Origin of the sequence: Citrobacter sp. C5_2, from assembly GCF_014596845.2 — a bacterium.
GTDB classification, from domain to species: Bacteria; Pseudomonadota; Gammaproteobacteria; order Enterobacterales; family Enterobacteriaceae; genus Citrobacter; species Citrobacter werkmanii.
Map to the genome: position 1 here is coordinate 979,029 of NZ_CP115032.1, position 24,887 is coordinate 1,003,915.

23 protein-coding genes are annotated in these 24,887 nt (G+C 52.4%); 11 read left to right on the forward strand and 12 right to left on the reverse strand.

The window, feature by feature from the left end:
• Positions 1-10 precede the first annotated feature (10 nt).
• The gene (locus tag ICA20_RS04830; RefSeq protein WP_038633375.1) at positions 11-823 is read right to left on the reverse strand and encodes a nickel/cobalt efflux protein RcnA; all 813 of its coding nucleotides are present in this window, start codon (positions 821-823) and stop codon (positions 11-13) included.
• Positions 824-943: 120 nt separating this feature from the next.
• Between ICA20_RS04830 and rcnR the strand changes: the two genes are divergently transcribed.
• On the forward strand, positions 944-1,216 hold the full coding sequence (gene rcnR, locus ICA20_RS04835) for a Ni(II)/Co(II)-binding transcriptional repressor RcnR (RefSeq protein WP_003825567.1): 273 nt from the start codon (positions 944-946) through the stop codon (positions 1,214-1,216).
• 766 nt (positions 1,217-1,982) lie between these two features.
• Here the strand turns inward: rcnR and ICA20_RS04840 are convergent.
• Both ICA20_RS04840 and ICA20_RS04845 read right to left on the reverse strand, forming a co-directional pair.
• The gene (locus ICA20_RS04840; protein ID WP_038633372.1) at positions 1,983-3,212 is read right to left on the reverse strand and encodes an amino acid permease; all 1,230 of its coding nucleotides are present in this window, start codon (positions 3,210-3,212) and stop codon (positions 1,983-1,985) included.
• A 142-nt stretch (positions 3,213-3,354) separates the two neighbouring features.
• Positions 3,355-3,810, reverse strand: coding sequence for a multidrug/biocide efflux PACE transporter (locus ICA20_RS04845; protein WP_038633369.1), 456 nt, complete (start codon positions 3,808-3,810; stop codon positions 3,355-3,357).
• Positions 3,811-3,911: 101 nt separating this feature from the next.
• Here ICA20_RS04845 and ICA20_RS04850 point away from each other — a divergent pair, with 101 nt between their 5' ends.
• From ICA20_RS04850 to araE, 5 genes are all read left to right on the forward strand, one after another.
• On the forward strand, positions 3,912-4,796 hold the full coding sequence (locus tag ICA20_RS04850; protein WP_038633367.1) for a LysR family transcriptional regulator: 885 nt from the start codon (positions 3,912-3,914) through the stop codon (positions 4,794-4,796).
• 102 nt (positions 4,797-4,898) lie between these two features.
• Positions 4,899-6,077, forward strand: a complete 1,179-nt coding sequence (locus ICA20_RS04855; RefSeq protein ID WP_006686936.1) for an acetyl-CoA C-acetyltransferase — start codon at positions 4,899-4,901, stop codon at positions 6,075-6,077.
• A gap of 478 nt (positions 6,078-6,555) precedes the next feature.
• Positions 6,556-7,392: a 5-dehydro-4-deoxy-D-glucuronate isomerase gene (kduI, locus tag ICA20_RS04860; RefSeq protein WP_038633363.1), complete on the forward strand. Its 837-nt coding sequence runs from the start codon at positions 6,556-6,558 to the stop codon at positions 7,390-7,392.
• A 58-nt stretch (positions 7,393-7,450) separates the two neighbouring features.
• Positions 7,451-8,212, forward strand: coding sequence for a 2-dehydro-3-deoxy-D-gluconate 5-dehydrogenase KduD (gene kduD, locus ICA20_RS04865; RefSeq protein ID WP_003033923.1), 762 nt, complete (start codon positions 7,451-7,453; stop codon positions 8,210-8,212).
• Between the two features lie 315 nt (positions 8,213-8,527).
• The gene (gene araE / locus ICA20_RS04870; protein WP_038633360.1) at positions 8,528-9,946 is read left to right on the forward strand and encodes an arabinose-proton symporter AraE; all 1,419 of its coding nucleotides are present in this window, start codon (positions 8,528-8,530) and stop codon (positions 9,944-9,946) included.
• 55 nt (positions 9,947-10,001) lie between these two features.
• Here araE and ICA20_RS04875 read toward each other — a convergent pair whose 3' ends face one another.
• The gene (locus tag ICA20_RS04875) at positions 10,002-10,889 is read right to left on the reverse strand and encodes an Rpn family recombination-promoting nuclease/putative transposase (protein ID WP_038633357.1); all 888 of its coding nucleotides are present in this window, start codon (positions 10,887-10,889) and stop codon (positions 10,002-10,004) included.
• Between the two features lie 196 nt (positions 10,890-11,085).
• Positions 11,086-11,412 (reverse strand): cupin domain-containing protein, encoded by a 327-nt coding sequence (locus ICA20_RS04880; protein WP_038633354.1) that lies wholly within the window; start codon positions 11,410-11,412, stop codon positions 11,086-11,088.
• A gap of 141 nt (positions 11,413-11,553) precedes the next feature.
• On the opposite strand from ICA20_RS04880, the gene ICA20_RS04885 reads away from it, so the two are divergent.
• Positions 11,554-12,261 (forward strand): aspartate/glutamate racemase, encoded by a 708-nt coding sequence (locus tag ICA20_RS04885; RefSeq protein WP_038633352.1) that lies wholly within the window; start codon positions 11,554-11,556, stop codon positions 12,259-12,261.
• Here ICA20_RS04885 and ICA20_RS04890 read toward each other — a convergent pair.
• Positions 12,233-13,168 (reverse strand): LysR family transcriptional regulator, encoded by a 936-nt coding sequence (locus ICA20_RS04890; RefSeq protein ID WP_038642849.1) that lies wholly within the window; start codon positions 13,166-13,168, stop codon positions 12,233-12,235. The two genes, ICA20_RS04885 and ICA20_RS04890, sit on opposite strands and share 29 nt — an antisense overlap.
• A 118-nt stretch (positions 13,169-13,286) precedes the next feature.
• Between ICA20_RS04890 and lysA the strand changes: the two genes are divergently transcribed.
• Positions 13,287-14,543 (forward strand): diaminopimelate decarboxylase, encoded by a 1,257-nt coding sequence (gene lysA / locus ICA20_RS04895; RefSeq protein WP_038633349.1) that lies wholly within the window; start codon positions 13,287-13,289, stop codon positions 14,541-14,543.
• 49 nt (positions 14,544-14,592) lie between these two features.
• Here lysA and ICA20_RS04900 read toward each other — a convergent pair whose 3' ends face one another.
• Together ICA20_RS04900 and galR are read right to left on the reverse strand one after the other, a co-directional pair.
• Complete coding sequence (locus tag ICA20_RS04900; protein ID WP_038633346.1) at positions 14,593-15,603, reverse strand: LacI family DNA-binding transcriptional regulator; 1,011 nt, start codon at positions 15,601-15,603, stop codon at positions 14,593-14,595.
• Positions 15,604-15,616: 13 nt separating this feature from the next.
• A complete protein-coding gene (gene galR / locus ICA20_RS04905; protein ID WP_038633343.1) occupies positions 15,617-16,645 on the reverse strand; it encodes an HTH-type transcriptional regulator GalR in 1,029 nt (342 codons plus the stop codon).
• A 597-nt stretch (positions 16,646-17,242) separates the two neighbouring features.
• On the opposite strand from galR, the gene aas reads away from it, so the two are divergent.
• Together aas and lplT are read left to right on the forward strand one after the other, a co-directional pair.
• Entirely contained in the window at positions 17,243-19,402 is a 2,160-nt protein-coding gene (gene aas, locus ICA20_RS04910; protein ID WP_038633340.1) for a bifunctional acyl-ACP--phospholipid O-acyltransferase/long-chain-fatty-acid--ACP ligase, read from the forward strand.
• Positions 19,395-20,588, forward strand: coding sequence for a lysophospholipid transporter LplT (gene lplT, locus ICA20_RS04915; protein ID WP_038633338.1), 1,194 nt, complete (start codon positions 19,395-19,397; stop codon positions 20,586-20,588). The genes aas and lplT overlap by 8 nt, the downstream gene beginning before the upstream one ends.
• A gap of 84 nt (positions 20,589-20,672) precedes the next feature.
• Here lplT and ICA20_RS04920 read toward each other — a convergent pair whose 3' ends face one another.
• From ICA20_RS04920 to mutH, 4 genes are all read right to left on the reverse strand, one after another.
• On the reverse strand, positions 20,673-21,713 hold the full coding sequence (locus tag ICA20_RS04920) for an NADP(H)-dependent aldo-keto reductase (protein WP_038633335.1): 1,041 nt from the start codon (positions 21,711-21,713) through the stop codon (positions 20,673-20,675).
• 106 nt (positions 21,714-21,819) lie between these two features.
• Positions 21,820-22,038, reverse strand: coding sequence for a lipoprotein YgdR (gene ygdR / locus ICA20_RS04925; RefSeq protein ID WP_038633333.1), 219 nt, complete (start codon positions 22,036-22,038; stop codon positions 21,820-21,822).
• A gap of 145 nt (positions 22,039-22,183) precedes the next feature.
• On the reverse strand, positions 22,184-22,897 hold the full coding sequence (locus ICA20_RS04930; RefSeq protein ID WP_038633330.1) for a TerC family protein: 714 nt from the start codon (positions 22,895-22,897) through the stop codon (positions 22,184-22,186).
• A 75-nt stretch (positions 22,898-22,972) separates the two neighbouring features.
• On the reverse strand, positions 22,973-23,668 hold the full coding sequence (gene mutH, locus ICA20_RS04935) for a DNA mismatch repair endonuclease MutH (RefSeq protein WP_038633327.1): 696 nt from the start codon (positions 23,666-23,668) through the stop codon (positions 22,973-22,975).
• Positions 23,669-24,352: 684 nt separating this feature from the next.
• Here mutH and rppH point away from each other — a divergent pair.
• A complete protein-coding gene (gene rppH / locus ICA20_RS04940) occupies positions 24,353-24,883 on the forward strand; it encodes an RNA pyrophosphohydrolase (protein ID WP_003825602.1) in 531 nt (176 codons plus the stop codon).
• The last annotated feature ends 4 nt before the right edge of the window (positions 24,884-24,887 follow it).

Here is a 24,887-nt window from a genome sequence, read left to right on the forward strand (position 1 = left end):
ACTCTGCTCGTTAACCGACGATCCCCATATAGCCGTGAATCCCCATATATAAGCCGACCATCGCAATGAGCGCACTGGAAAAATAAGGCGCTTTGCGTGCCAGCGTATTAAATCCACTCCAGCGTTTGGCCGCCTGCTGTACGCTGATTGCTGCGCCCACACCCACCGTCACCAGCGTCAACGCCAGTCCGAGGCTGAAGCACAGCACCATAGTCGCGCCCAGCGTGAAGGCTTTGAGCTGGATGCATATCAGCAGCACCGTAATGGCGGCTGGGCACGGGATAAGCCCGCCGGTCAGGCCGAACAGTAATATTTGGCCGTTGGTGACCTCTTTGCCCGCAAAGCGGCGCTGAATATCAGTGGCATGCGCCCGTTCGTGGGCATCCTGATACTCTTTTGAACCCTCGCTCAGCCCTGCCAGCGCGGCATGGTCATGATCGTGTTCGTGGTGATGATGGTGATGCGTCCGGGCCAGCCAGTTCTGCTCTCCCTGCCAGGTGCGCCAGAACATCCAGAATGCAGTGCCGAGAATAATAATCGCCGAGACAAACTGCAGCCAGGGCTCAACGGCCTGGGCGGTAAACGCTTTGCTGATATACATCCCGCCCAGTGCTATCAACCACACCACGGCGGTATGCGAGAGTGTAGCCGCCAGCCCCAGCATCACCGCCTGTTTGATGGTGCCTTTAATGGCAATAATAAAGGCCGCCATCATCGTTTTCGAATGTCCCGGTTCCAGACCGTGTAACACACCCAATAAAATCGCGCTGGGAATGAAAAACCAGGCATTGCCTTGCTGAAGAAGTGTAGAAAACTCACCCATGAGAATGATTCTTAGTTGTTTGATTTTGCCCGATTCTACTCCCCCCCAGTATGAAATACTACCCCCCAGTAGAATGTCGATGGTATTGTCGCTACGGCAAGACGTTAAAAAGGTAAAGCTATGTCACATACGATCCGCGACAAACAAAAGCTGAAAGCCCGAACCAGCAAGATTCAGGGGCAGGTAGCGGCGTTGAAAACCATGCTGGATGAACCGCATGAATGCGCGGCAGTATTGCAGCAAATCGCGGCGATCCGCGGTGCGGTAAACGGGTTAATGCGTGAGGTGATTAAGGGGCATCTGACCGAGCACATCGTGCATCAGGGCGATGAAATAAAGCGCGAAGAAGATTTGGATGTGGTCCTGAAAGTACTGGATTCGTATATCAAATAAGTCAGTTGAACGGCTCATCCACGTTCAATACCGTCAAGTTAAGCATGTAGGGTGAATATGTGATTCTTGCTCAGGGTTCCGTTCACCTCAGCAGTGTCATTTATCTGAAGCATCGATACCCGTGAACGTGTAAAGGGCGTTCTTCGCCACGCCCTTTACAATCCCGGCTCCCGGCGGGAAAATTGCCGCTCCGCGGTCCCCTCCGCTCATTCCTCCAGGCTACCGGGCCGGGCGCGAGGTAGCGTCCTTGCAAAGCGCGCCCTGAGCCAGCATCCATGCTGGCTCTCCCGGCCTTACGGAAACACGTCGGCAATTTTCAGCCGGACCAGCCCACACCTGACCATTTGCGTTTTTTGTTTAAACAGCAAAACAGATTTAACTGGAAGTCAGAGCGTTGAAGCGATGACTCCGCCCCGACCCGACAGGCAGACGGCATAAGACGAATGACAAAATTGCCGGGAGCAATTTTGAACAGCGCTTGCGCTGGCCCCGAAGGGGTGAGCCCCAGGGATGGGGCGAATAATCGCGTAGCGACGATTTTCCCGCCGGGAGCCTGGGTTGCAAGGGAGGCGGCGGTGAGCCTCCCTTGCACGTTCACAGGAATCGGTACTTCAGAGAAACAATGAACATGAGGTGAACGGAACCCTTTCTCTGAGATAGCATGTTCATTACTTCCGCTAACACAGGTTGATACTTTCTGAAACTGAGTCGTTAAATGAGCGGCATCGCACCCAATTTCAGGAGAATGAGCCGTTAACTATACGTTCTAGCCAAAAAACATCACAGATACACACAGCAACCCGACAATCAGAGTGATCAGATTACCCACTGAACGGTACGGCTTTAACGCCGGTATCAGATAAGTGGAGAGAGTCGGCATGATAAACAAAATCATGGCGATGAGTGGCCCGCTAATGGCGTAAATCATTGAAATCGCATTAGGATTAATGCAGCAGACGATAAACGTAATGGCCGAAACTAACATAATGGACAGGGCGCGGTTAAAAGCCCGGCTTTTCTTCACGCCCACCTGATGCAGCGACGTTTTTACCACTTCTGTTGCCCCTTCAATCACGCCAAAGTAGGTGCCAAGGAACGATTTTGACATCGCCACAACGGCGACAATAATCCCGGAAATCGACAGCCATGCCGGTGCGTTTGGCATCATCGATAACGCTGACAGAATGGTCACGCCTTCATTTTTCGCGTCTTCGATATAGTTTGTCGGAATCGAAAGCAAACAGCTGAAGACAAAAAACAGTACGCTCAGGCAGATGATGACGTAGGCGACCTTCATGATTTTTTTGCATTTACCCATGGCCTGCTCGCCGTATTTCTCACGTCGATCAATGGCGAACGTAGAGATAATTGGCGTATGGCTAAAAGCGAAAACCATCACGGGAATAGAGATCCAAACCTGATGAAGCGTGTGCTGATCGAAAGACATCTGGCCGGTGAGTAGCGTTGGCTGCCAGCTTCCGGTCAGGTAGAGCGAAAGGAACAAAAAGTACGCGATGAGCGGGAATACCAGAAAGCCCATAACCCGAATGGTGGCTTGTCGGCCCATCAGAAAAATCAGGTTTAGTACCAGCACCACGCCGAGACTCACCAGCACGCGAACACGCAAATCGATGGCGATATGTTTTGCCAGTTGTTCGGTGAGTGAATTGGTTATCGCCACGGCGTAGATCAGCACGACGACAAAGAAGGCAATAAAATAGAGAGTGGTGATCAGGTTACCGATCTTCTTGCCGTAGTAATGGGTGACTGCACCGGTGATGCCTTCGCCTGCTGACGTTTTTGACGACAGGATAAACTGGCACAGCGCCTTGTGTGGCCAGTAGGTTAAAGGCCAGGCCACGAGGGCGGTGATAAACAGCACCACCGCGCCTGCAGAACCCAGCTGTATGGGGAGGAAGAGGGTTCCTGCGCCGACGGCAGTCCCATATAGTGCGAAGCTCCAGAGAGTCTCTTCTTTTGACCAAATTTTCGACATTATTTGAACGTATCAACTATAAAATAAACAAAAAGAAGCGCAATTTACCACAAATGAGAGGTGCTGGGGGAAGTGTGAACAAGCGGGCTGGTGAATGGATGAATAGCCGGAATCAAGATAATTCCGACTATTTATTGAATTATCAGGCAGTAACGCGCTGCTGGCGGCGCTTCATCATGCGCTCGCGTAATGTGTCATACGCCCAGTTATAGAACATGGTGTACGGCAGGAAGAACAGGAAGAAACCTATTTCCAACGTGAATGCCTGAAGCAGACTGACGTTCAGCACGAACGCCACGATGCTCACCCCGATCACAATAAACCCGCTCTCGAAGCCTAAGGCGTGAAAGGCGCGAACTTTAGCCGTACGTTTTACCCGATGCGACGGCCATAAGCGGTCAAACAGGGCGTTATAAATGATATTCCAGATCATCGCCGTGGTAGCCAGAATAATGGTCAGTCCGCCCATTTCCAGCACCGAACGCTGCATCAGCCACGCGGTAGTCGGCGCAAGGATCGCGGTGGCAATACCTTCAAAACAAACGGCGTGAAAAATTCGCTCTACTAACGAGCGGCGCTGGACTGTATCGTGTTGCATAACCTAAAACCTTCTTTGATGCCCGGATAACGGAATAGTGGCAATTTTATCGTTTTATGTGATATCTAAAAGATAGTATCCATCGATAAAGTAGATAGTTCATGCGTTACTCTCCTGAAGCGTTAACGGCATTTGTAGAGACCGTTTACTGCGGCTCATTTTCTGCGGCGGCCCGACGGCTGCGTAAAAGCCAGTCCACGATCAGTACGGCTATTGCGCATCTGGAAGCCGATCTCGGTTTTGCGTTGTTTGACCGATCCTCCCGTCAGCCAACGCTGACCGAAGAAGGTAAACGGGTGCTGGGCTATGTGCAGGCAATTTTGACGGCCAGCGAACGTCTCGATGAGGCGGCAATCTCGCTGTCGGGTGAGACGGAGGCGCGCCTGACCTTCGTGCTTTCGGACACGCTGCACCCGGATGTGCTGGAAGAACTGATGGTGCAGTTTGACCGCAAGTTTCCGCATACCGAGTTTGAATGTCTGATTGGTGAAGATGAAGACGTGATCGATCTGCTGCAAAAAGGGCGCGCGCAGGTCGGATTGATTGAGGCAAGAGAGGATTACCCGACCGACATGGGCGTGACGCGGCTGCCGATGCAATCCTGGATGGGGTTGTACGTTGCGGACTCGCATCCGCTGGCGAGTCAGGAAAAACTACAATGGGAACAACTCCACACCTGGCGCGAACTGCGCCTGAATACCTACCTGGAAAGCGGTACAAACGTGGCGCGCGGACCGGTCTGGTCAGCGCCTAACTATTTGTTGTTGCTGAGTATGGCGGTTCAGGGATTCGGTTGGTGCGCGCTCCCTTGTGCGCTGGTGGAGGAGTTTGCCGCGGAAAAACCGCTGGTTCAGCTACAGGTGCCCGGCTGGCCAAAGGCTATCTCTATCGATCTGTTGTGGAATAAGAAATCACCGCCTGGCGTGGCGGGAAGTTGGCTGCGCGACCATTTACAGCAGAGTGGCGTTCAGATGACCAATAAATGATACGAAATTCCTTTGTGATAAAAATCACCATTTTTAAACAACTTTGATAACTACTTTTAACAATCATCTACTATTGCGGTGTTATTTTGCGCTGAGGTAGTGATGAAAGAGGTTGTGATAGTCGGGGCGTTAAGGACACCGATCGGCTGCTTCCAGGGAACACTGGCGCGCCACTCTGCCGTTGAGTTAGGCAGCATGGTGGTCAGAGCGTTGCTGGAACGCACGGGCGTGGATGTTCACGCCGTGGATGAAGTGATCCTCGGGCAGGTGCTTACCGCAGGTGCCGGGCAGAACCCGGCCCGTCAGTCCGCCATCAATGGTGGGCTACCTAATACCGTTTCCGCCATCACCATTAACGATGTTTGCGGTTCGGGGCTGAAAGCGCTGCATCTGGCGACCCAGGCTATCCAGTGTGGTGAAGCTGACATTGTGATTGCCGGCGGGCAGGAGAATATGAGCCGTGCGCCGCATGTCCTTACCGATAGCCGCACTGGCGCACAACTGGGGAACAGTCAACTGGTCGACAGCCTGGTGCATGACGGTCTGTGGGATGCTTTCAACGATTATCATATGGGCGTCACTGCGGAAAACCTGGCGCGGGAATATGGCATTAGCCGTGAATTACAGGATGCCTACGCGCTGCACTCGCAACACAAGGCTCGGATGGCCATCGACGCCGGACGCTTTAAAGATGAAATCGTGCCGGTGGTGACCCAGCGTAATGGTCAATCATTCGTAGTGGATACCGATGAGCAACCGCGTACCGATGCCAGTGCGGAAGGGTTGGCGCGTCTGGATCCTACCTTCGACCGGCTCGGTTCGGTCACCGCGGGGAACGCCTCATCCATCAACGATGGCGCCGCCGCGGTGATGATGATGAGCGAAGCCAAGGCGCAGGAGCTGAATTTGCCGGTGCTGGCCCGCATTCGCGCGTTCGCCAGCGTCGGGGTCGATCCCGCACTGATGGGGATTGCGCCAGTGTATGCTACGCGCCGCTGCCTTGAGCGTGTGGGCTGGCAACTGGCTGATGTTGATCTGATCGAAGCCAACGAAGCGTTCGCCGCGCAGGCATTGTCCGTTGGGAAAATGCTGGAGTGGGATGAGCGGCGGGTAAATGTGAACGGCGGCGCTATCGCGCTTGGCCATCCGATTGGCGCATCGGGTTGTCGTATTCTGGTTTCGCTGGTGCATGAAATGGTGAAGCGTCGGGCGCACAAAGGGCTGGCAACGCTGTGTATCGGCGGCGGTCAAGGGGTGGCGCTCGCTATCGAACGAGACTAACGATCTTAGATTTCCCTTCTTAAACGCCTTTTTTGTGTTACCCCGGCATCCATAAAAAAGCCCTCCAACAGGAGGGCAAGGCCAGTTACAGAAACATACACTCTAAACGCCGTCAATATATCAAAACATTGTTTCATTTCATGTGATTGACTGCGCACTTTGTCAGCAAAGGTGCGCGAACATCGTATGTGCCCGGCTGTATTTTCAATGTCTTACCCCTGCCACTCATGATTATCTCCTTTGTATTTTATCTATCTAATTGTTTTAAATGATTTTATTTGAATTGCTCCCGCGATTTATTTGCCGAGCGTGATCGCAATTACACTTTTGATAATAAGATGCGGAAAAAGTGAAACGACGTTTCATTTGCAATTGAAAACCCTATCCGGGAGGGCTATCATGAGCGCATTAGATAAAACGGAACAGCGTTTTGCTATTCGTTAAAGTATTCACGGTCAATTTATCACTGGAGGTAAATGTGGACGTAAGACAAAGCATCCATAGTGCGCATGCAAAAACCCTCGACACTCAGGGGCTGCGTAATGAGTTTTTGGTCGAAGAAGTATTTGTCGCAGATGAATACACCATGGTTTACAGCCACATCGACCGTATTATTGTCGGCGGTATTATGCCTGTGGCCAAAACCGTCTCTGTGGGTGGCGAAGTCGGTAAACAACTGGGCGTAACCTATTTTCTCGAACGCCGTGAGCTGGGTGTGATTAACATCGGTGGTCCGGGCACGATTACCGTTGACGGTCAGTGCTATGAAATTGGTCATCGTGATGCGCTGTACGTCGGCAAAGGGGCAAAAGAAGTCGTGTTTGCCAGCGTTGATACGGCGAAACCGGCGAAGTTTTACTACAACTGCGCGCCGGCCCACACGACTTATCCAACCAAAAAAGTCACGCCTGCTGACGTTGCGCCAGTGACGCTGGGCGACAACCTCACCAGTAATCGTCGCACCATCAATAAATATTTTGTGCCGGATGTGCTGAAAACCTGCCAGTTGAGCATGGGCCTGACTGAACTGGCGCCGGGCAACCTGTGGAACACCATGCCGTGCCATACCCATGAACGCCGTATGGAAGTCTACTTCTACTTCAACATGGAAGAAGATACCTGCGTCTTCCACATGATGGGACAGCCCCAGGAAACGCGTCATATTGTGATGCACAACGAGCAGGCGGTGATTTCGCCGAGCTGGTCTATTCACTCAGGCGTTGGCACAAAAGCTTATACGTTCATTTGGGGCATGGTTGGTGAAAACCAGGTCTTTGATGATATGGACCATGTCGCCGTCAAAGATCTGCGCTAGTTGCGGGCGACAGCCGTGCCTGCCTGCGGCGGGCATTATAAAAAATTAAGGATTTACAATGATTTTGAATGCATTCTCTCTTGAAGGTAAAGTCGCCGTTGTGACCGGTTGCGACACCGGCCTGGGTCAGGGTATGGCGCTGGGGCTGGCGGAAGCGGGTTGCGATATTGTCGGTATCAACATTGTTGAACCGACGGAAACCATCGAACGTGTGACCGCACTGGGCCGCCGTTTCTTGAGTCTGACCGCCGACCTGCGCCAAATTGATGGTATTCCAGCGCTGCTGGAGCGCGCAGTGGCAGAATTCGGCCATATCGATATTCTGGTCAACAATGCGGGCCTTATCCGTCGTGACGATGCGATCGACTTCAGCGAAAAAGACTGGGATGACGTGATGAACCTGAACATTAAGAGCGTATTCTTTATGTCTCAGGCCGCGGCGAAGCACTTTATCGCTCAGGGTAACGGCGGCAAAATTATCAATATCGCCTCTATGCTCTCTTTCCAGGGCGGTATCCGCGTTCCGTCTTACACCGCGTCTAAAAGCGGCGTAATGGGCGTCACCCGTCTGATGGCGAACGAGTGGGCAAAACATAACATCAACGTCAACGCGATTGCGCCGGGTTATATGGCGACCAACAACACTCAGCAACTGCGTGCTGATGAGCAGCGTAGCGCAGAAATCCTCGATCGTATTCCGGCAGGACGTTGGGGACTGCCGAGCGACCTGATGGGGCCTGTCGTGTTCCTGGCGTCCAGCGCGTCTGACTATATTAACGGCTATACCGTTGCGGTAGACGGCGGCTGGCTGGCACGTTAATACATTCTCTGAACAACAAACCCTGTCATCTGGCAGGGTTTTTTTTGGTTTTAAGTTATTTTAATCCATATTCTGTCTATAAATTAATCCATACATAATTATATATGTATGAATTTGTAATGTTTAATCCTATTTAATATCAATGAATTAAATTTAAATGAGTGGTTGCTGATAAATTTTAAAATTGGAATATCCATCACATAACGAGGTGGTGTAGCTATTTCATCCATGTTTTTGCCGTTTCCCGCCTGACGCTCCATGTAAGGGATCCCTTACTTTCAGGGACATGGTTTACTCTGTATCTGGCAGGAAAAAATGGTCTCAATAAATAATGATGCTGCTTTAGCGCCGCGCCCTGTGCGCGATACGCGACGTATGAATATGTTTGTCTCTATCTCTGCGGCTGTCGCAGGATTGTTATTCGGCCTGGATATTGGCGTGATAGCGGGCGCGTTGCCTTTCATCACCGATCATTTTGTCCTGACCAGCCGTCTGCAGGAGTGGGTGGTGAGCAGCATGATGCTGGGTGCGGCAATTGGCGCACTATTTAATGGTTGGCTGTCATTCCGCCTGGGACGTAAATACAGTCTGATGGCGGGCGCAATCCTTTTTGTCGTCGGATCTCTGGGATCGGCGTTTGCGTCCAGCGTTGAAATGCTTATTTTTGCCCGCGTGGTGCTGGGCGTTGCGGTGGGTATCGCGTCTTACACCGCGCCGCTCTATCTTTCCGAAATGGCCAGTGAGAATGTGCGCGGTAAGATGATCAGTATGTACCAGTTGATGGTTACGCTGGGTATTGTGCTGGCCTTTTTATCTGATACGGCATTTAGCTACAGCGGTAACTGGCGCGCCATGTTGGGGGTGCTGGCGCTCCCGGCAGTGTTACTGATTATCCTGGTGGTTTTCCTGCCGAACAGTCCGCGCTGGCTGGCGGAAAAAGGTCGCCACATCGAAGCCGAAGAAGTATTGCGAATGCTGCGCGATACGTCAGAAAAAGCCCGCGATGAGCTGAACGAAATCCGTGAAAGCCTGAAGCTGAAGCAGGGCGGCTGGGCGCTATTTAAAATTAACCGTAACGTGCGTCGCGCGGTTTTCCTCGGAATGTTGTTGCAGGCGATGCAGCAGTTCACCGGGATGAATATCATCATGTACTACGCGCCGCGCATTTTTAAAATGGCGGGCTTTACCACCACCGAACAGCAGATGATTGCCACGCTGGTGGTCGGCTTAACGTTCATGTTCGCCACCTTTATTGCTGTTTTCACGGTTGATAAAGCCGGACGCAAACCGGCGCTTAAAATTGGTTTCAGCGTGATGGCCATTGGGACGCTGGTACTCGGCTATTGCCTGATGCAGTTTGATAACGGCACGGCTTCCAGTGGTCTATCCTGGCTGTCAGTCGGTATGACCATGATGTGCATTGCAGGTTACGCGATGAGCGCCGCGCCGGTGGTGTGGATCCTCTGTTCGGAAATTCAGCCGCTGAAATGCCGCGATTTTGGTATTACCTGCTCGACCACCACCAATTGGGTGTCGAACATGATCATTGGCGCCACGTTCCTGACGCTGCTCGACAGCATCGGCGCGGCGGGTACATTCTGGCTGTATACCGCGTTGAACGTCGCTTTTATCGGTATTACATTCTGGCTTATCCCGGAAACCAAAAACGTCACGCTGGAACACATCGAGCGCAAGCTGATGTCGGGTGAGAAGCTAAGAAATATTGGGGTGTAAGTGAGCAGAGAGCCCGATAGATCAACTCATTATCGGGCTCCCATTGCTACCTGTTTCAATGTGGAGAGGCCTGCCTGGCGAGGATGTCCTTAGCAGACAGCCCGGTTATCTTTAGTATAATTTCATGACTAATACCATTCGCTAACATCATCTGGGCAATGCGTAATGCCTCTTGTTGTTTGGCTTCCTGTTGCAATACTTCCGCGATAGTCATCAGACGTTCCTTTTGCTGTGGTACCCGATAGGCAACCTCACGGATAAATTTATCAACGTGAGGCGTATTTCCAAACTGCATCATGTAATTAAATAGCGTTTTGAGCTGGCTGTCATTAGCGTATCCCGTAGCCAGCAACGAGACCAGTTGTTCCACTAATCCCATTAAATCACGCTTGCGGATATGTTTTTGCATCAATTCCAGCAGTGCTATACGGCGATGTTGCATAATTTCGTCATCGGGTATTACGGTGATATCTACCAGCGGAAATGTTGCTGAGTATAACTGTCGTGCCAATGCGGGATCGTCAAACTCATCCAGCCAGCAGAGTGAAAAGGGGTAGGGGCTGAGAGCGCCATGATAAAACAGCATCGGTATCACCAAAGGTAATGTTTTATGGCCAGCATCCAGATGGCGTTGCATTGCAGCCATGGCGTAGCGCATTAGCCGAAATGCCATGTGAGCGTCTGGCGAACTCTGATGCTCAATAACAACATAGATATATCCAACGCCTTCGTTTGTTTTTAATGACCACAGTACGTCGGAGTAGCTGGCTCGCAGGCTATCCTCAATAAAACTGCCTGATTCCAGTTTTAGTGTTTGCAGATCACATAGCTCCCGCAAGGTTGATGGAAGATAGATATCCAGAAAATCTCTTGCGGTATCGGGATGGTACAAGAACTGTTTGAAGACCGCGTCATGTGGAGTGGCCGTTGTCATTTTTGTCATGGCGATCCGTCACCGTTAATTAAATTAACGTGACTGTAATCGCCCACATGGCGGGGCGCATCTCGGAATTAACGCTTATGCGAGCTGGTATCGAAGGAAAATACCCCACCTTGTAACGTATGCATTTTTAGGGAACTGAGTACGCATTTTAGCGTGTTCTCAGACCGGTCAGTAGCATGGTTTGAGAACAGCGAAATTACCCGTGCAGAAAATCGTCGCGCATCGGAGTGAACGTATCGAGTAATGTTCCTGCTTTTAAGCAGACGCAGCCATGCATAATGTTGGGCTGTTTATACAGGGTGTCACCTGCGGAAACGACATGCTTTTCTTCCCCAATAGTAAATTCAAACTCACCGGATAAAACGTAAGTCAGCTGTTCATGCGGGTGGTTGTGCAGCGGACCAATCGCGCCCTGCTCGAAGTTCACCTCAACCGCCATCATTTTACCGTCGTGAGCAAGAATGCGACGGGTAACGCCATTGCCCAGATCTTCAAGCGTGGTCTCTTTATGAAAAATAAACATCCGACATTCCTGTAAGTTAGTGAAACGGTGTTTCATTAAATTTATATCAGCAAAGTATAAAAAGAAATGCACACCAACAGATGTGGAAAGTTGATCACATCTTTGGTTCACTGAAGAGATAACAACAAATGAGGGGAAGCGATGAAAACGATCGGTCTGTTAGGCGGTATGAGCTGGGAATCCACCATTCCTTATTATCGACTCATTAATGAAGGGGTAAAACAGCGTCTGGGTGGCCTGCATTCGGCACAGATTCTGTTGCACAGCGTAGATTTTCATGAGATTGAAGCCTGTCAGTCCAGCGGCGACTGGCAGCGGGCCGGGCAGATCCTCGCGCAGGCCGCCAGAGGGCTACAGGAGGCGGGTGCTGAGGGCATCTTGTTGTGTACCAACACGATGCACAAGGTTGCTGAGGCGATTGCAACCGCCTGTGATGTACCGTTCCTGCATATTGCTGATGCCACTGGCCGCGCCATACAAAAGCAGCAGATGAGCAACGTGGCGCTGCTGGGTACGCGCTACACCATGGAGCAGGATTTTTACCGTGGGCGCTTACAGGCTGAATTTGGCATTAGTACGCTTATCCCTGACGCTAACGACCGGCAAAAAATAAACCAGATTATTTTCGATGAGCTGTGCCTCGGCGAATTCAATGAAACGTCCCGCGATTATTACCTCAGTGTGATTGCTCAACTGGCTAAACAGGGCGCGCAAGGGGTAATTTTTGGCTGTACCGAGATTGGTCTGCTGGTGCCAGCCGAGCTAAGCCCACTACCGGTTTTCGACACTGCGGCTATCCATGCGCAAGATGCGGTGGAGTTTATGCTTTCGTCTGTGGATGCAAAATAGCGTTCAGCGGATCGATTAGCTTCGGCAGATGGGCTTGCAGATGCGCGGTGAAAGCATCTACCAGCGCCGAGGCGGGGCGATGAAGCGGGTGAATCAGGCTGACCGTAAACGGTACCGAAATACTGAAACGGCGGATAACGATCCCGCTGCTGGCGTAATCCAGCGCCGTTAATGGATTGACCACCGAGATCCCCACACCCGCCCGCACCATTGCACAAATTGAAGCAGCGCTATGGGTTTCTATTACCATGCGGCGTTTCACTTGGTGCTCATTAAACAGGGTATCCAGAAGCTGACGGTAGCTGTCGGTCCGCGACAGGCTGATGTAGTTTTCGCCCTGAAAATCCTGCGGTGTGAGCACGGATTTCTCGGCCAGCGGATGTCCCTGTGGCAGCACGCATACTTCATCCAGCGCCAGCAATTCTGTACGTTTAGTTCCTGCTGGGGTATGCAGAGTTTCTGTGATCCCCAGATCGTGGCGTTGCGCCGACAGCCACTCTTCCAGCAATGGTGACTCCTGCGGCACTATCTGAATATTGACCTGCGGGTAGCGTGTGAGGAATGGCTGCAGCAGCGGCGGTAAAAAAGATTGTGAGAATACCGGCAGGCAGACAATCGATAATTCGCCCTGACGAAATTCGCGCAGACTTTCGGCGGCGCTCACAATCCTGTCCAGACCATACCAGGAACGTTGTACCTCTTCAAACAGACGTAACCCTTGCACGGTCGGATGCAGCCTGCCACGCGAACGTTCGAACAGCGTTAATCCCAGCACTTTCTCGAATCGGGCCAGTTCCCGACTGACGGTCGGCTGCGAGGTATGTAGCATCCGCGCGGCTTCCGTCAGATTGCCTGCGGTCATGATGGCGTGAAAAATTTCAATATGGCGCAGGTTAACGGCGGGCATGGCGAATCCTCGAATGATGTAATCCATATCATTTTTGCATAGACTCACGATAAAACGATATTTTTTATTCTTTTCGGGCTGTGGCGTAATCATAAAAAAGCCAATACCGGAGCACACCATGCCACGCCCACTCAACAGCACTGATACCGATCTCACCGCCGACAACCTGCTACGCCTGCCCGCTGAATTTGGCTGCCCGGTGTGGGTGTATGATGCGCAGATTATCCGCGCGCAGATTGCCAAACTGAGCCAGTTTGACGTGGTGCGTTTTGCCCAGAAGGCATGCTCAAATATTCATATTCTGCGCCTGATGCGCGAGCAGGGCGTGAAGGTCGATTCCGTCTCGCTGGGCGAAATTGAACGCGCGCTGGCGGCGGGTTTTGAGCCGGGAAAAGATGAGATTGTCTTTACCGCCGATATGATCGATGGCGCGACGCTCGCCCGGGTGCATGAATTGAGCATTCCGGTTAATGCCGGTTCAGTGGATATGCTGGAGCAACTGGGTCAGCTTTCGCCGGGCCATCGCGTGTGGCTACGCGTGAACCCTGGCTTTGGTCATGGACATAGTCAGAAAACCAACACCGGCGGCGAGAACAGCAAACACGGGATCTGGTACAGCGATCTACCGGCGGCGCTGGAAGTGATCCAGCGCTATCAGTTGAAGCTGGTGGGCATTCATATGCATATCGGATCCGGCGTCGACTACGGCCATCTGGAACAGGTATGCGGCGCGATGGTGCGTCAGGTTGTCGAGTTTGGTCAGGATCTGGAGGCGATCTCCGCGGGCGGCGGGCTGTCGATCCCATACCGTGAGGGCGAAGAGGCGATCAACACCGATCATTATTTTGGGTTATGGAACGCCGCGCGCGATCAAATTGCGCGTCATCTGGGTCACGCTGTTAAATTGGAGATCGAACCGGGCCGTTTTCTGGTGGCGGAATCCGGCGTGCTGGTGGCGCAGGTGCGCAGCGTAAAAGCGATGGGCAGCCGTCACTTTGTGCTGATTGACGCAGGCTTCAACGATTTGATGCGCCCGGCGATGTACGGTAGCTATCACCATATCTCTGCACTGGCGGGAAATGGCCGTTCTCTGGAGCAAGCCGCGCAAATAGAAACCGTAGTAGCCGGGCCGCTGTGTGAGTCCGGCGACGTCTTTACCCAGCAGGAAGGCGGAAATGTTGAAACCCGTCTGCTGCCAGCGGTGGTGCCGGGGGATTATCTGGTGCTGCATGATACCGGGGCGTACGGCGCGTCAATGTCGTCAAACTACAATAGCCGCCCGCTGCTGCCGGAGGTGTTGTTTGATCACGGCGTGGCGCGACTGATTCGTCGTCGTCAGACTATTGATGAGCTACTGGCGCTGGAATTAATCTGAATACAGCGTTGTGAAAAGCCGGATAAGCGTAGCGCCATCCGGCATCTGATTACTTAAAGTACGGCCCCGTTGTCACCGATTCCCGCAACACCAGTTTGCCGGTAAACGGTGGGATCGGCTCTACGCTCTCACCGTTGGCCAGACGGATAGCCTGGTCAATTGCCGTTGTTATCATGGCGTCAATCGGCAGATAGACGGTAGAGAGTCCCGGCTCCAGCCATTTAGCGCTGGGCGCATCGTCAAAACCAAACAGCGAGACGTCCGTCGGGATCTTCAGGCCAGCCTGATGCAACGCTTTTGATGCACCTAATGCCATGTCATCGTTACAGGCGAACAGGGCGCTGAATGTCACCCCTTCCTCCAGCAGCTCACGACAGGCTTCATAGCCACGCGTCATCGTTGAATCGCCGTATTTAACCTTGCCGGGATCCCAGGGAATACCGTTTTTTTCCAGCGCTTTACGATATCCCATCAAACGTGATTTACCGGTAGGGGTATGGCCCGGCACGGTGATGCAGGCAATATCGCTATGCCCCTGGGAGATCAGATAATTGACCGCCTGGAACGCGGCTTCTTCCTGTTCAAAGAAAATCGCGCGATCGCGGGCCTGACTGACATCACGGTTAATGACCAGCAACGGCATAGCAATGCTGTTCATCAGTGACATAATCGCCTGCTCACTCATATAACGGGTATAGAGAATAATGGCATCACACTGCCTGTCGGCCAGCATTTGCACGGCTTCTTGTTCACGCTCCGGCGTGTCGTGACCGTCGGTGACGATCAACTGCTTACCGTGAGATTCCGTCTGGCGCGAAGCCTGTTGCAGCAGGCGGCCAAAGTAGAATCCATCAAACGTGGAAACCACCAGGCCAATGCTATTGCTGGTACGGTTCGCTAAAGAACGCGCTAAAAAATTGGGTCGATAATCAAGTGCCTGCATGGCCTTAAACACTTTCTGGCGCGTGCTCTCTTTTACCTGACCCGTACCATTCAGCACGCGCGAAACGGTCGCTTTTGAGACGCCAGCGTGTCGTGAAACGTCCAACATCGTGGTCATGACGCTATCCTGGTTAATCGTTTGACGAAGAATTGCCCGGCTCTGTCAGCGTCGAAACGGAATGGCGGCGCACCAGAGTTGGGTTAAATACGTGGGTGATTTCAGGCGCGGGTCGCTTCTCCGCCAGCGCAAGCGCCAGTTCAGCGGCCTGGGTTGCCATCGTCACTATCGGATAGCGTACCGTGGTCAAACGTGGACGCACATAGCGGGAAACCAGCACATCATCGAAGCCGATCAGGGAAATTTCGCCTGGTACATCAATGCCGTTATCATTTAACACGCCCATCGCGCCAGCCGCCATTGAGTCGTTATAGCAGGCTACAGCCGTGAAGTTTTTACCACGGCCAAGCAACTCGGTCATGGCCTGCTCACCGCCGCTCTCATCCGGCTCGCCAAAGGTCACCAGCCGATCGTTAATCGGTATATTGCTCTCCGTCAGCGCATCGTAATAGCCTTGCAGGCGATCCTCCGCATCTGAAATGGTGTGATTGGAGCACAGATAACCGATACGGGTATGGCCCTGCTGAATAAGGTGTCGGGTAGCCAACCACGCGCCGAAGCGGTCATCGAGGGCAACGCAGCGTTGTTCGAATCCTGGCAGAATTCGGTTGATCAATACCATGCCGGGGATTTGCTTCATTAATGAAGCCAGATCTGCATCCGGGATGATTTTGGCGTGGACAACAAGCGCAGCGCAGCGGTGGCGAATAAGCTGTTCAATTGCCTGACGTTCCTTCTGTTCATTATGGTAGCCGTTGCCGATCAGTAAAAAATTACCGGTGTTATAGGCCACCTGCTCGACAGCTTTAACCATTGCCCCAAAAAATGGATCTGACACATCACCAACCACCAGTCCGACGGTTTCGGTAGATTGTTGCGCCAGCGCACGCGCGTTGGCGTTGGGGTGGTAGCTGAGTGATTCCATTGCACTCGTTACGGCCAGACGCGATGCTTCGCTGGCTTTGGGGGAATCATTAATCACTCGAGAAACGGTGGCGACTGATACACCAGCTAGTCGGGCTACATCCTTTATGGTCGCCATGATAGTACCTGTTGTGGGTAAACGCTTACATTGTGTCAGTGTTACGGAAAACGGCTGGCTGTTCAAGCAGATTGCCTGTCAGGACGTCGCAAATGTGAGCGCGCGCGAGCGAAGTAAGACAGAAAATAGAAAACACTAATTTTTACTTACACTTTGCGATGTGCTGTTGCGATTGCTTGCTGGTGAGGGCACTGAGCAGATTGTTAAAGTTGGGATCCCAGAGGTATTGATAGGTGAAATCAACTTTCGGGTTGATCACTAGATTTACACCAGCCTGCGCAGATGCGCAGGTTTTTTTTTGTCTTCGGCCTATCTGTAACAGTAACCGATAATTTACACAACTCGTTGCATTTGGGTTCATTCCTTTGCGTTTTCGCACTGGCGTATCTGGCTGCTGACGACCACAATCAAGATCCCAGAGGTATTGATTGGTGAGATTATTCGGTACGCACTTCGTACCTGTCTCTTGCACCGACCTGCGCGGATGCGCAGGTTTTTTTTCGGATTGAATTCACCAGTTACCTGTCGCGCCCATTCCCCAACTCGTATACTCTCCCATCATTAATGTTTATGTAATTAATGGCACAGGGAGTTGAGATGCTATTTGGCTTTTTTCGTAATCTGTTTCGCGTGCTTTTCCGCGTTCGCGTCACGGGCGATATCAGCGCGCTACAGGGAGAACGCGTTCTAATTACTCCCAACCATGTCTCATTTATCGACGGCATCCTGCTGGCGCTTTTTTTACCGATCCGCCCCGTTTTTGCTGTTTACACCTCTATAAGCCAGCAATGGTATATGCGCTGGCTGACCCCGCTGATTGATTTCGTGCCGTTAGACCCGACCAAACCGATGTCGATTAAACATCTGGTTCGCCTGGTCGAGCAGGGGCGTCCGGTGGTTATTTTCCCGGAAGGGCGTATTTCGACCACCGGTTCATTGATGAAAATCTATGACGGCGCCGGGTTTGTCGCGGCAAAGTCAGGGGCCACGGTGGTTCCTGTGCGCATCGAAGGCGCGGAGCTGTCACGCTTTAGTCGCCTGAAAGGTCTGGTTAAACAGCGATTCTTCCCGCGTATTCGCTTGCACATCCTGCCGCCGACCCATATGCCGATGCCGGAAGCGACGCGTGCTCGCGATCGCCGCAAAATCGCGGGTGAAATGCTGCATCAAATTATGATGGAAGCGCGCATGGCGGTACGTCCGCGTGAAACGCTTTATGAGTCTCTGCTGGCGGCGAAATATCGCTTTGGCGCAGGCAAAAACTGCATTGAAGATGTTAACTTTACGCCGGACAGCTACCGTAAACTGTTGACTAAGACGCTGTTTGTGGCCCGTATTCTGGAAAAATATACCTCTGAGGGTGAAAAAATTGGCCTGATGCTGCCAAACGCGGGGATCAGCGCGGCGGTCATTTTTGGCGCTATTGCGCGTCGACGTATTCCGGCGATGATGAACTATACAGCAGGTGTAAAAGGGCTAACCAGCGCCATTACTGCATCAGAAATCAAAACTATCTTCACTTCCCGACAGTTTCTCGATAAAGGCAAACTTTGGCATTTACCGGAGCAGCTCACACAGGTGCGCTGGGTTTACCTGGAAGACCTGAAAGCCGATGTGACGTTTAGCGATAAGCTGTGGATTTTCTCACACCTGCTGGCGCCGCATCTGGCGCAGGTGAAACAGCAGCCGGAAGAGGCCGCGGTAATCCTCTTTACCTCTGGCTCGGAAGGTCATCCAAAAGGTGTGGTACACAGCCACAAGAGCATTCTGGCGAACGTCGAGCAGATTAAAACCATCGCCGATTTCACCGCCGACGACCGCTTTATGTCTGCGTTGCCGCTATTCCACTCCTTTGGTCTGACGGTGGGATTATTCACGCCGTTGCTGAGCGGCGCAGAAGTGTTTCTTTATCCCAGCCCGCTGCATTACCGCATTGTGCCGGAGCTGGTCTACGACCGGAACTGCACCGTACTGTTTGGTACATCAACGTTCCTTGGCAACTACGCGCGTTTCGCGCATCCCTATGATTTTCACCGTCTGCGCTATGTGGTGGCGGGAGCGGAAAAACTGCAAGACACTACAAAACAGCTGTGGCAGGAGAAATTTGGTCTGCGCGTCCTTGAAGGCTATGGCGTGACGGAATGTGCGCCAGTGGTGTCGATCAACGTGCCGATGGCGGCGAAATCAGGAACGGTAGGGCGTATCTTGCCCGGTATGGATGCCCGACTGTTAGCTGTTCCAGGCATTGAGGACGGAGGGCGTTTACAGCTAAAAGGCCCTAATATTATGAGCGGCTATTTGCGCGTCGAAAAACCCGGCGTGCTGGAAGTGCCGACGGCAGAAAATGCGCAGGGTGAGATTGAGCACGGCTGGTATGACACCGGAGACATCGTGCGCTTTGATGAAAACGGCTTTGTGCAGATCCAGGGACGCGCCAAGCGTTTTGCTAAAATTGCCGGAGAGATGGTCTCGCTGGAAATGGTTGAGCAACTGGCGCTGGCGGTATCTGCGGATAAAATGCACGCCACGGCGATCAAAAGCGATGCCAGCAAAGGCGAGGCGCTGGTGCTGTTCACCACCGACAGTGAACTGACGCGCGAAAAACTGCAGCAGTATGCGCGAGCGCACGGCGTGCCTGAACTTGCCGTGCCGCGTGATATTCGCCACCTGAAACAACTCCCATTACTCGGCAGCGGTAAGCCGGATTTTGTCACGCTGAAAAGCTGGGTCGATGAGCCGGAAAAACAACATGAGTGAGTCAGTGCACACTAACACTTCTATCTGGTCCAAAGGGATGATGTCCGTTATCGCCGCGCAGTTCCTGTCGGCGTTTGGCGATAACGCCTTACTGTTCGCCACGCTGGCTTTGCTTAAGGAACAATTTTATCCGGACTGGAGTCAGCCGATCCTGCAAATGGTGTTTGTGGGCGCTTACATCCTGTTTGCGCCCTTTGTCGGGCAGGTGGCGGACAGCTTTGCTAAAGGCAGGGTGATGATGTTCGCTAACGGCATGAAGCTGCTGGGCGCGGCGAGTATTTGTTTCGGCGTTAATCCGTTTCTCGGCTATACGCTGGTGGGGATCGGCGCGGCGGCGTATTCACCAGCCAAGTATGGCATTCTCGGTGAACTGACCACTGGCGACAAACTGGTGAAAGCTAACGGCCTGATGGAAGCCTCCACCATTGCCGCGATTTTACTCGGTTCTGTGGCGGGGGGCGTGCTGGCCGACTGGCACGTGATTGCTGCGCTTTCTGCCTGTGCGCTGGCCTATGCGGGTGCCGTGGTGGCTAACCTGTTTATCCCGAAGCTGGCCGCGGCTCGCCCTGGCCAGTCCTGGCATTTGGGGAAAATGACCCGCAGTTTTTTCTGTGCGGCCACTTCGCTGTGGCGTAACGGTGAAACGCGTTTCTCATTGGTGGGAACCAGCCTCTTTTGGGGCGCTGGCGTCACGCTGCGTTTTCTGCTGGTGCTGTGGGTGCCGGTGGCGCTGGGCATCACCGATAACGCCACACCTACTTACCTGAATGCCATGGTGGCGATTGGGATTGTGGTCGGCGCGGGTGCGGCAGCGAAGCTGGTGACGCTGGAAACCGTGTCGCGCTGTATGCCTGCGGGGATCCTGATTGGCGTCGTGGTGCTGATCTTCTCGCTGCAACATGCGCTGCTTCCGGCCTACGCGTTGCTGATGCTTATCGGCGTGTCAGGCGGGTTCTTTGTGGTGCCGCTGAATGCGTTGTTACAGGAGCGGGGCAAGAAAAGCGTCGGTGCGGGTAATGCGATTGCGGTGCAAAACCTGGGTGAAAACAGCGCGATGCTGCTGATGCTGGGTATTTACTCGCTGGCGGTGCTGGTGGGGATCCCGGCGGTAGCGATTGGTATTGGATTTGGCGCGCTGTTTGCGCTGGCGATTGCGGCGCTATGGATTTGGCAGCGCCGCCATTAGTCTATGACGTGTAGTTGCCTTATCGGGCCTACAGGGAATGCTTTCTGTAGGCCTGATAAGCGTAGCGCCATCAGGCACTAACCGTTATGGTGCAGGATAGGTATACACCTGATGCACCGCTTCAATCTCGGCCAGAACTTCTTCGCTCAACGCCAGATGCAGGCTTTCAACGTTGGTTTTTAACTGCTCCATCGTCGTTGCTCCCAGCAGGGTGCTGGCGACAAACGGCTGACGACGCACGAATGCCAGCGCCATTTGCGCAGGATCCAGATTATGGCGTTTCGCGATATCCACATAGGCTGCAACGGCCTTTTGCGTTTGCTCACCGCTGTAGCGTGTGAAACGGCTAAACAACGTATTACGTGCGCCGGCAGGCTTCGCGCCGTTCAGATACTTACCGGTTAGCGTACCGAAGCCCAGGCAAGAATAGGCCAGTAGTTCAACCCCTTCGTACTGGCTGACTTCTGCCAGTCCAACTTCATAGCTACGGTTCAGCAGGCTGTAGGGATTCTGGATAGTGGCGATGCGCGGCAGATCGTGTTTGTCCGCCAGATGCAGATAACGCATCACGCCAAACGCGGTTTCATTGGAAACGCCGATGTAGCGAATTTTTCCCGCGCGCTGAAACTCAGCCAGCGCGTCCAGCGTATCCAGCAGGGAGACGACCGGCGCGGAGTCCGTCCAGCTGTAGCCTAACTTACCAAAGCAGTTGGTGGGGCGCTGCGGCCAGTGAACCTGATACAGATCCAGGTAATCGGTTTGCAGTCTTTTCAGACTGTCGTGCAGCGCTTCACGGATATTTTTACGGTCCAGCGCCTGATTTGGTCGAATGCCGCTGTCGTTGTTACGTGATGGCCCACTGACCTTCGACGCCACGATTAGCTTTTCGCGGCTACCGTGTTTGGCTAGCCAGTTGCCCACGTAAGTTTCGGTGAGCCCCTGGGTTTCAGGACGCGGCGGTACCGGATACATCTCGGCAACGTCGATCAAATTTATGCCTTGTGCCACGGCATAATCGAGCTGTGCATGTGCGTCGGCTTCGCTGTTTTGTTCACCAAACGTCATTGTGCCCAGCCCCAGTGTACTGACTTCCAGCGAGCTGTGGGGTATACGGTGATATTGCATAGCCGTTTCCTTTTTATAATCACAACATAAGGATTATAAAAATGGCTGAGGGAAGAGAAAAAGGGAAGTAAAATTGTTAAGGCCAGCGCGCTGCTGACCTCAACCATCAGCGTTCAATGATTTGAGATACATCGTCGCGGTTGATCTGCATCGCATTGCCTTGCTGATCGTGGTAGCTCACCAGACCGGTATCGTCGTCAATCTCTGGTTTTCCGTCGGTCAGGATCATCCGGCCATCTTTTGTCGCCATTACATAATCGCTGCTGCATCCAGAAACTACAAAAGCCAGTCCTACGGCGGAAATCAAAACTGCCCATTTTTTCATCTGCTTATCCTCTCATGGCCTGCGTCTGACAATAGTTTAGTAATAACGCGAAGTTATGCATGACGAAAGCAGTAAAATCTTAAACTGTGAGAAGAGGTAGGTCCGGCGCGGTATTCGCTCCCCTTGCGGGGAGCGACAGATTTCATCAGAGCGGATTTTTTTTATTACGCCACAGGTTCAGTGTCTCTACCGCGATAGAGAAGAACATGGCGAAATAGATGTATCCTTTCGGAACGTGGACGTCGAAACTTTCCAGAATTAGCGTAAAACCGACCAGAATCAGGAAAGAGAGCGCCAGCATTTTCACTGAAGGGTGACGATCGACAAACTCACCAATTGGGCGAGCAGCAAACATCATCACGCCCACGGCAATCACCACCGCCGCCATCATGATAAACAGATGGTCAGACAAGCCTACCGCTGTAATTACGGAATCCAGACTGAAGATAATGTCTAACAACATGATCTGCACAATCGCGCCCAGGAATGAAGAGACACGGGTTTTCAGTCCCTCTTCCTCACCTTCAATGGATTCGTGGATCTCTTTACTGGCTTTCCAGATCAGGAACAACCCGCCGAGCAGAAGGATCAGGTCGCGCGCCGAAATCGCCTCGCCAAATACCTCGAACAACGGGTTTGTCAGCCGTGTTACCCAGGCGATAGAGGCCAGCAGCGCCAGACGCATAATCATTGCTGCCGCCAGCCCAATACGTCGGGCATGATTGCGTTGCGCTGTCGGAAGTTTGGCTACAACCAGAGAGAGGAAAATAATATTGTCGATCCCAAGAACGATCTCCAGCAGCGTCAGCGTACCGAGCGCAAGCCAGGCGTTAGGATCGGTTATCCATGCAAATAACATCGAGCAAAGTCCTGCCAAAAAAAAGAAGCGGTAATTATAGGCCCGTAACGCGGCGGGTGAAAGGCCGGACGGTGCCTATTGCGGCTGGAATAAGAAATGCCGCTCAAGCAATGCGCGCGTGAAGTTCTTTTTCAGATAAAACCCGCGCGGCAGGGTCAGGATGGGTTCGCCATGGGCGCCAATCGCTTCGGTAAGCGCTCGGGCATTGGCGGCTTTGGGACGCAGTTGTAACACTTCCCCATGGCGAGCGGTGATGCGTTCGACGTGGCCTAGCACAATCATGTCCATTAGTTCTTCCCAGTCCAACCGTAATTGCTGGTCTTCTTCGTCGTTCGGGCTCCAGAGCAAGGGCGAGCCGACGCGACGTTCAGCCAGTGGAATGCTGCGTTCACCCTCTACCGGGATCCACAGTACGCGTTTAAGTTTGTGCCGCACATGGCTGGTTTCCCAGGTGACGCCTGTATTGCCAGTTAACGGCGCTACGCATACGAAGGTGGTTTCCAGCGGTCTGCCAAGACTGTCCACAGGGATCGTTTTCAGCTCTACGCCCAGCGCCGCAAAATCCTGCTCCGGCTTGCTGCCTGCGCTGGCGCCCAGCCAAATCTCCAGCAGGACGCCAATCCAGCCTTTATCACGCTTGAGATCCCTTGGGGTGACGAGTCCCGCCATGGTCGCCAATTCTCCCAACGAGTAGCCCGCAAGCTGCCGCGCCTGAGTTAGCAATTGGGCTTCAGAGTCAGGCGGAGAAAGTAACGGATGGAGTTCTGGCATCGGGTCAACCCTTAGGTGAAAAAATGAGCAATGATTTTATACCGTGTGGACAGAGTTTATCTTTTTCCACATGCTTTATTCAATTATATGATTTATATTGGTTTTTATATTCACGCGCGCGGAGTTGCGCAACAGCAATGTAGGTTTTCCAATTCTGGTCACTGACAATGAACAGGATCTTACACCATGTTATCCACAGAAAGATGGGATAACTGTGAAAAACCCCCACTACTGTTTCAATTTACAGCCTTGACGTGCGACGAAAATCGAATTTTTACACAAATTGTGCCTAACTTATTGGCATAATCTGTGGATAAAACCAACGCTGGTCGATCTTTCATCAGCGTGAAGATCGTGTGCGTGACACACATCACATTTATGTGTGTTCGTTGGTACCGATCGTTTTTAACTTAATGAATAAATAAGACTATTTTTTATATGTGACGAATGTCTTATTCGGACTGTTCTGGGTTTTCCCATAGTAATTCCGTACTTCTTCACAACTATATCCACAGAAAAGGTGAATAAAATCGCCCTGAATGCCCTTCTTCTGTTTATAACTCGGGGCTTCGCTGTGAGTTATTCAATTGTTATTAGAATATCGCACCCTTAACAGAGTGGTTTACCGCCTCTCAGGAGTGTGAAACAATCGTTTGTATATAAGGTTTATGTTGAGGTAGTCCGGTGATTGATGACGATGGCTACCGCCCGAATGTAGGGATAGTAATTTGTAACCGCCAGGGGCAGGTCATGTGGGCCCGGCGATTTGGTCAGCACTCCTGGCAATTCCCACAAGGTGGGATAAACGCAGGAGAGACGGCAGAGCAGGCGATGTACCGGGAACTCTTTGAAGAAGTGGGTCTCAGCCGTAAAGATGTACGGATCCTTGCTTCTACTCGTAACTGGTTGCGTTACAAGTTACCGAAACGTTTGGTGCGTTGGGACACAAAGCCGGTTTGTATCGGCCAGAAACAAAAATGGTTTCTTCTGCAATTGGTCAGCAGCGATGCTGAAATTAATATGCAAACCAGCAGTACACCTGAGTTCGACGGCTGGCGCTGGGTGAGTTACTGGTATCCGGTTCGACAGGTGGTGTCATTTAAACGCGATGTCTATCGCAGGGTGATGAAAGAATTCGCAAGTGTTGTCATGGCGCTTCAGGAGAGCACTCCTAAACCGCAAAGCGCACCTGCGTACAGACGTAAAAGAGGTTAAGCTA